The organism is Aneurinibacillus sp. UBA3580 (assembly GCF_002375825.1).
GTDB classification, from domain to species: Bacteria; Bacillota; Bacilli; order Aneurinibacillales; family Aneurinibacillaceae; genus Aneurinibacillus; species Aneurinibacillus danicus.
Genome location: NZ_DFMZ01000022.1, coordinates 1 through 6,723, shown reverse-complemented (window position 1 = coordinate 6,723; position 6,723 = coordinate 1). Strand labels below are relative to the sequence as shown.

Below are 6,723 nucleotides of genomic sequence, written 5' to 3'. Positions count from 1 at the left end.
AGGCTCTTCCGACTCCCAGTACATATCGTCATAGCTAAAATGAGCCTGCTCTCCGAAATCGGAAGGCGTATCTGACGTTCCGTATTTCGTCACATCCTGTATCGTGTCTTCTGCATCATACAACGTAGCATCCCGCTTGTCGTAATTAAACTGACCGAACGGAGGGTCAACCATATCCTCTTCCGCCGGACGACGCGCCGATACAAATGTCTCGCCTGCATGTTCAATGCATCGTACGGTGGTCGGCAATGCCTCCAAACGTTCACGTGGGATTTTCCTGTGGCAAACTTCGCACGTGCCGTATACACCACGCTCTATCGCTTCAAGCGCGCGTTCAATGTCCCGCATCTCTTCTTCTTCGTGTTCATGAAGTGCAAGATCTTTGCCACGCTCGAACGTCTCACTCCCTTGATCGGCCGGATGGTTATCGTAATTGGAAAGCTCCCCGATCGCCTCCTGCATCGCGGCCCTCCCCATTCCATAAGCATCGCTATCCTGAAGCCGCTGCTTAATGTCGTGTAGTTGGTTCGTAAGCAGCGAACGAAAATGAGAAAGCTCCTGATTCGTCAGCATCCCGAGCATCCCTTTCTGTCTCAAAGTATAAGCCGCAGTAATGCGGCGCACCTGAGCATAGTATCTGCGCATATTTAGGAAAAAATGTTGGGGATTGAAGGAAGAAAAAAGGAGAGACAGGCACGCGATCTATTCTGACGTGCTTGGCCTCTCCTCCGCTTTCTATTCAGGTTTTGTATAGCGCAATATCGGCTTCCGGGCCGCCAGCACTTCATCAAGACGGCTCACTACCGTATGATGAGGCGCCTCCTGTACAATTTCTGGTGTCTGTTCCGCTTCCTGCGCGATTTGAATCATAACATCGATGAATTCGTCCAGCGTTTCTTTCGACTCTGTTTCCGTCGGCTCGATCATCAGGCACTCTTCCACGATAAGCGGGAAGTAAATCGTCGGCGGATGGTAGCCGAAATCAAGCAGGCGCTTGGCAATATCAAGCGTGCGTACCCCTTGCTTTTTCTGACGTTTGCCGGACAGGACGAATTCGTGTTTGCATACGTGGTCAAACGGCAAATCATAATATTTAGCCAGCTTGCGCATCATGTAGTTGGCGTTCAGCACTGCGTTCTCGGACACAAGACGCAGCCCCTCCGGCCCCATTGTGCGGATATACGTATAAGCACGCACGTTGATACCGAAGTTGCCGTAGTATGCTTTTACGCGGCCGATCGACTGCGGACGGTCAAAGTCAAGACGGTAAACATCGCCTTCCTTGACAACCATCGGTTTTGGCAGAAATGGGATGAGCTCCTTTTTCACGCCGACCGGACCGGAGCCCGGGCCGCCGCCGCCGTGCGGAGTTGTAAACGTCTTGTGCAGGTTCAGATGAACAACGTCAAATCCCATGTCCCCCGGACGCGCTTTCCCGAGAATCGCATTGGCGTTGGCACCGTCGTAATACAGAAGGCCGCCCGCTTCGTGCACGATCTCCGCAATTTCTACGATGTTTTTCTCAAACAGGCCGAGCGTGTTAGGATTGGTGAGCATAAGCGCCGCCGTATCCGGACCGACTGCCTGACGCAGCGCCTCCACATCGACGAATCCGTTCTCGTCCGATGCCACAGTGATGGTCTCAAGTCCGGCTACGCTGGCGGAAGCCGGGTTTGTGCCGTGCGCAGAGTCGGGCACGATAACCTTGGTGCGATTCTCGCCCCGGCTTTCATGGTAGGCGCGAATCATCATCAGACCGGTCCATTCGCCCTGGGCGCCCGCCGCCGATTGCAGCGTTACCGCATCCATGCCGGTAATCGCCGCAAGGTCTTCCTGTAATTCATACATTAACTGCAGTGCGCCCTGTACCGTCTCTTCCGGCTGATACGGATGAATGCGGGCAAATCCCGGGTAGCGAGCCACATCTTCATTAATTTTCGGGTTATATTTCATCGTGCAGGAGCCGAGCGGATAGAAACCGGAGTCGACCCCATGATTGCGCTTCGACAATTCCGTGTAGTGGCGCATCAACTGCAATTCACTCACCTCAGGCAGCTCCGCCGGCACCTCGCGCAGATATGTGCCCGGAATAACAGATGTAACATCGACTTCCGGTACATCGCAGGCAGGCAGCGAGTAGCCGACACGTCCCGGCTTGCTCATCTCAAAAATCAGCGCTTTGTCTTTTTGCTGCTGTTCATTTTTCTGCATGGTATTAGGCATGGCGCGCTCCCTCCAATCTTTTCACCAGTCGATCGATTTCTTCCTTCGTGCGCAGCTCTGTGACCGCGAGCAGCATATGCTGCGCAAGCTCAGGATAATCACGCGACAAGTCGAAACCGCCGATAATCTCATCCTTGAGCAGCGCTTTATTGATATCGCCGACCGGACGCGGCGTTTTAATAACGAATTCGTTAAATACCGGCGCATCGTATACGACTTCGTATCCGTCGAGCCTTGCAATCTGCTGTTTGGCATACTGTGTCTTCTGTACATTCAGAAGCGCCATTTCCTGCACACCCTGTCTACCAAGCGCCGTCATCGCCACTGCCGCGGCCAGCGCATTCAATGCCTGGTTGGAGCAGATATTAGATGTCGCTTTCTCGCGACGGATATGCTGTTCGCGCGCCTGTAAGGTCAGCACGAAACCGCGGCGTCCCTGCTCGTCTTTCGTTTGTCCTACAATACGGCCCGGAATCTGACGCATCAACTCTTTTTTCACCGCGAAATAGCCGCAATGCGGACCGCCGAACGCCATCGGAATGCCGAACGGCTGGGCGTCGCCCACCACTACGTCGGCACCGAATGCACCCGGTGGCTGCAAAATCCCCAGTCCGAGCGGATTGGCGCTTACAACAAACAATCCTTTATATTTATGGGCAATTTGCTCGATCGCGGCCAGCTCCTCAACCGCACCAAAGAAGTTCGGATACTGGACAAGGACGGATGCCGTATTTTCATCGACCGCCGCCTCGAGCGCCTCAAGATCGGTGAGTCCGTTTTTGCAGCCAATTTCAACCACTTCAAGCCCCTGGCCTTTCGCATATGTCAGCAGAATAGAACGGGCTTCGGGATGCACGGCACGGGAGACGACAACTTTCTTCCGCTTTGTCTTCGCTGCAGTCATTGCGGCAGCTTCCGCCAGGGCCGTCGCCCCGTCGTACATGGATGAATTCGCTACGTCCATGCCGGTCAATTCGCAAATCATCGTCTGAAATTCGAAGATTGCCTGCAATTCACCCTGGCTAATCTCCGGCTGGTACGGCGTATAAGCCGTATAAAACTCTGAGCGGGAAATCACGTGATTGACCACGCTCGGAATGTAGTGGTCATACGTGCCTGCTCCCAGGAAGCAAGCGTAATCGAGCGCATTGACATTCTTGCCCGCCATTCGCCCCATATGCTTCGTCAGCTCTGCTTCCGGAATCGCTTCCGGAATCGCAAGCCTCCCTTTGAAACGAACCTGCTCCGGAATATCGGAGAACAGGTCGGATATATCAGAAATGCCAAGGTCGGCCATCATCTCTTTGCGGTCTGCCTCCGTTGTTGGAAGGTATCGATACTTCACGGTCACAGTTTATTCCTCCTCTTTGCTAAACGCTTCGTACTGCTCCGCCGTCATCAGCGCATCCAATTCTTCCGGATTCGAAAGCTTAACAATAACCATCCAGCCTGCCCCGTATGCATCACTGTTAATCGTCTCCGGTCCTTCTTCAAGCTCACGGTTGACTTCTACGACTTCCCCGCTAACCGGCGCATAAATATCGGAGACGGCTTTTACCGACTCGACGGTGCCCATGCTTTCGTCCGCTTTCACAACGGCCCCTTCTTCCGGCAGCTCTACAAACACAATGTCACCCAATTGTTCCTGCGCAAAATGCGTAATGCCGATACGGACACGTCCTTCATCCAGCACTTCTACCCATTCATGCTCCTTGCTGTATTTAAAAGCGGATTGTACCTGGCTCATAATCTCTTCTCCCCCAATTTTCCTTTACTGGTTTTATGCTTTCGGCCGTTTATAAAACGGCGTAGGCACTACTTTCGCTTTGACCCGCTTGCCGCGGATTTCCACATCCAGCTCCGTACCGAGCTCACTGTATTGGCGCTTTACAAGCGCAAGCCCAATATTTTTCTTAAGCGTAGGCGACTGTGTACCCGTCGTCACTTCGCCGACCCTCTCTTCCCCTGCATAAACCGGGTAGTGGGTGCGCGGAATGCCGCGTTCAATCATTTCGATACCGACCAGCCTGCGCGGCGCGCCTTCTTCCTTCTGCTTTTTCAATGCTTCCTGTCCGATGAATGGCATAGGTTTGTCGACTTTGACGGCGAAGCCCAACCCTGCTTCAATCGGGCTGATATCCTGGCTCAGTTCCTGCCCGTACAGTGGCAGGCGTGCCTCGAAACGAAGCGTATCACGCGCGCCTAGACCGCACGGCAGTACATCACCTGCGCCAGCTTCGAGGATTTTCTTCCATAATATCGGTGCCTCTTGCGCTTTGACATAGATTTCGAATCCGTCTTCTCCGGTATAGCCGGTACGGGAGACAAGGCCGGATACACCGGCCAAATTAACATCCTGTTTAAAATGGAAAAAACGGATGGCAGATAGATTGGTGTCCGTCAGCTTTTGAAGCACCTCTTCGGAAAGCGGTCCCTGAAGCGCCAGCTGTGCCGTTTCGTCGGAGATATTGCGAAGCGTAACTTTACCCTGAACATGCTGCCGCATCCACTCGTAGTCTTTTTCGATATTAGCAGCGTTGATAACCAGCAGGTAATGGTTGTCTGCCAGCTTGTAGACAAGCAGATCATCCACTGTACCGCCGTCCGGATAACACATAATCGAATACTGGGCCTGGTCTACGGCCAATTTGGACGCATCATTCGTTGTTATCTTCTGTACGAATGCAAGCGCATCCTCTCCCTTTACTTCCACTTCACCCATGTGGGATACATCAAACAATCCTGCTTTTGTCCGTACTGCTTCATGCTCTTTTTGAATGTTTGAGAATTGAACAGGCAACTCCCAGCCCCCGAAATCAATCGTTTTGGCTCCATGCTTTTCGTATAGGGGGTACAGAGGCGTTCGTTTTAAGGCAGACATTTGTTTCCAACCTCCATTATTTTTTTACTAACGTACTCTCATAAAACTAAAGAAAAGATAAATATGGAAAAAGGCGAACGCCTTTTTCTTCCCTGGTTCTTACTCCCTCTGTCCTTTCCTTCTTTTCTCATGATTTTCACAAAAAAAGGACAGAAATAGGGTATATCCCCCTATCTCTGTCCTTTTTACCTGAGAGCTACCCGGCACAAGCCATCTCTCTACGGCTTTCTGACCGGTTTCCCCTTTGGTGGTCCGCCATGCAGACTCTCTCCAGAGTTGCGTCCCGCAGAGGTACTTTTGCCTGAGAGATTGAAAGGTATCTTGCTCCTTCGGCGACGCGACCGACGCGTTCTCTCCCTCTGCTTTCATCCGCACGATATTTTAGTATTGGAAAAAATCAAATATGTAATCCTTTTCTATCGTAACACGAATCAGAAAAATTGCAATGCACTTTTTCAGCTTTCCGCTAACAATAAAATCCTTATTTAATATAATGTTTGTTTTTAAACTATAAAGAGATAAAAATAAAAACAAAAAACAAAATAAATAAACAAAAAAAACGAACTTTAAGGTGGATGATACGTTTTTTTCGTTCCGTCCTATTAAAACGGAGTGGACAATAGGTTCCACTCCGCGTTCTTCTGTGCTCTATTTTCTATTCTGTTTAGGTTCCCATACACATCTATAAATCGGTTCGGCTCTAGACAGTACGATGCAATCACCTTCTACGGTAATTTCAATCGTTCCATAGCCGAGAATATCCTGTATCTCGGGTGGCAGTATTAAATTCCCCTGTTCATCAAATCGGCCAAGCAGCGGTTTTTTTTCCATCATATGTATGCCCTCCCTATGGCCCGGCAACAAAGTTTTGTGCCTTTCCGATACCATTCCTTTTATTATTTCATCATCCTGTCCTCTGATAAAACACTATATAAAAAAACGTGAACTTTTTGTTCATTACTTAAGACTCATTTTAGCAAAAAAAAAGAGAGAATACAGGAAAATCTATGAAGAAAATCTTATTATAAAAGTACACAAGAAATTTTTACCTCAGTTAGAAGGGAGTGTAATCTCATGTTATCCAATTGCTCTGCGTGCGGCAAAGTATTCATGAAAATTTCCAAGCCAGTCTGCCCGGATTGCGTGCGCAAGGAACTTGAAACTGTTAAACGCATCCGTGATTACTTAAAACCGAAAGAAAAGCGAACTGCTCCCCTGGCACAAATCTCGCGGGATCTCGATATACCGATCCGCTATATCGAATATTTGATTCGCGAGAAGTATTTCGACCTTACGCGCTATCCCAGCCTGCAATATAAATGCAAGAACTGCGATACACTCATCACGCTGGGCGAATATTGCAGATCATGCTCCGAAAAGCTGCGCAATAACCTTCTTGCCGCCAAGGAAAAGGCGGAGAAAAACGAGAAAGATAACGACGGGTCAGGCAGTCATTTTTATAAATCACGCTTATAAGCCTCCCTTCCGACATACATATGTACAAGTTAAAGAATGAAGATATATCGACATCCTTTGGCGGAACGAGATACCTGAAGCGAAGAAGAGGACAGGAGAAAAAAGGGCAAATAACATAACACTCTCTTTCCCTGTTAGCCTGT

The 6,723-nt window shown here is 49.9% G+C and carries 7 protein-coding genes and 2 riboswitches; of the genes, 1 reads left to right on the top strand and 6 read right to left on the bottom strand.

From position 1 onward, the window contains the following. The 6 genes from B2899_RS03335 to B2899_RS03310 form a co-directional block, all read right to left on the bottom strand. On the bottom strand, positions 1 to 573 hold a 573-nt coding region (locus tag B2899_RS03335), incomplete at its 3' end, for a TraR/DksA C4-type zinc finger protein (protein WP_286884042.1). Between the two features lie 162 nt (positions 574 to 735). Continuing rightward, the gene (gene gcvPB, locus B2899_RS03330) at positions 736 to 2,223 is read right to left on the bottom strand and encodes an aminomethyl-transferring glycine dehydrogenase subunit GcvPB (protein ID WP_286884040.1); all 1,488 of its coding nucleotides are present in this window, start codon (positions 2,221 to 2,223) and stop codon (positions 736 to 738) included. After that, a complete protein-coding gene (gene gcvPA / locus B2899_RS03325) occupies positions 2,216 to 3,568 on the bottom strand; it encodes an aminomethyl-transferring glycine dehydrogenase subunit GcvPA (RefSeq protein ID WP_146810271.1) in 1,353 nt (450 codons plus the stop codon). Before gcvPA ends, gcvPB begins: the two co-directional genes overlap by 8 nt. Before the next feature lie 9 nt (positions 3,569 to 3,577). After that, a complete protein-coding gene (gene gcvH, locus B2899_RS03320) occupies positions 3,578 to 3,970 on the bottom strand; it encodes a glycine cleavage system protein GcvH (RefSeq protein ID WP_146810269.1) in 393 nt (130 codons plus the stop codon). Positions 3,971 to 4,003: 33 nt separating this feature from the next. Further along, on the bottom strand, positions 4,004 to 5,104 hold the full coding sequence (gene gcvT / locus B2899_RS03315; RefSeq protein WP_286884038.1) for a glycine cleavage system aminomethyltransferase GcvT: 1,101 nt from the start codon (positions 5,102 to 5,104) through the stop codon (positions 4,004 to 4,006). A gap of 174 nt (positions 5,105 to 5,278) precedes the next feature. After that, positions 5,279 to 5,380, bottom strand: a riboswitch (glycine riboswitch). Positions 5,381 to 5,383: 3 nt separating this feature from the next. Further along, positions 5,384 to 5,473: riboswitch (glycine riboswitch) on the bottom strand. A 279-nt stretch (positions 5,474 to 5,752) separates the two neighbouring features. Next, on the bottom strand, positions 5,753 to 5,938 hold the full coding sequence (locus B2899_RS03310; RefSeq protein WP_286884037.1) for a hypothetical protein: 186 nt from the start codon (positions 5,936 to 5,938) through the stop codon (positions 5,753 to 5,755). Between the two features lie 240 nt (positions 5,939 to 6,178). Between B2899_RS03310 and B2899_RS03305 the strand changes: the two genes are divergently transcribed. Then, positions 6,179 to 6,580 (top strand): hypothetical protein, encoded by a 402-nt coding sequence (locus B2899_RS03305; RefSeq protein ID WP_146810267.1) that lies wholly within the window; start codon positions 6,179 to 6,181, stop codon positions 6,578 to 6,580. Positions 6,581 to 6,723: the final 143 nt, after the last annotated feature.

Bases quoted from the DNA above. Each gene is read 5' to 3' on its own strand.
- gcvPB (WP_286884040.1), bottom strand. From the start codon at position 2,223: ATGCCTAATACCATGCAGAAAAATGAACAGCAGCAAAAAGACAAAGCG.
- gcvH (WP_146810269.1), bottom strand. From the start codon at position 3,970: ATGAGCCAGGTACAATCCGCTTTTAAATACAGCAAGGAGCATGAATGG.
- gcvT (WP_286884038.1), bottom strand. From the start codon at position 5,104: ATGTCTGCCTTAAAACGAACGCCTCTGTACCCCCTATACGAAAAGCAT.
- B2899_RS03310 (WP_286884037.1), bottom strand. From the start codon at position 5,938: ATGATGGAAAAAAAACCGCTGCTTGGCCGATTTGATGAACAGGGGAAT.
- B2899_RS03305 (WP_146810267.1), top strand. From the start codon at position 6,179: ATGTTATCCAATTGCTCTGCGTGCGGCAAAGTATTCATGAAAATTTCC.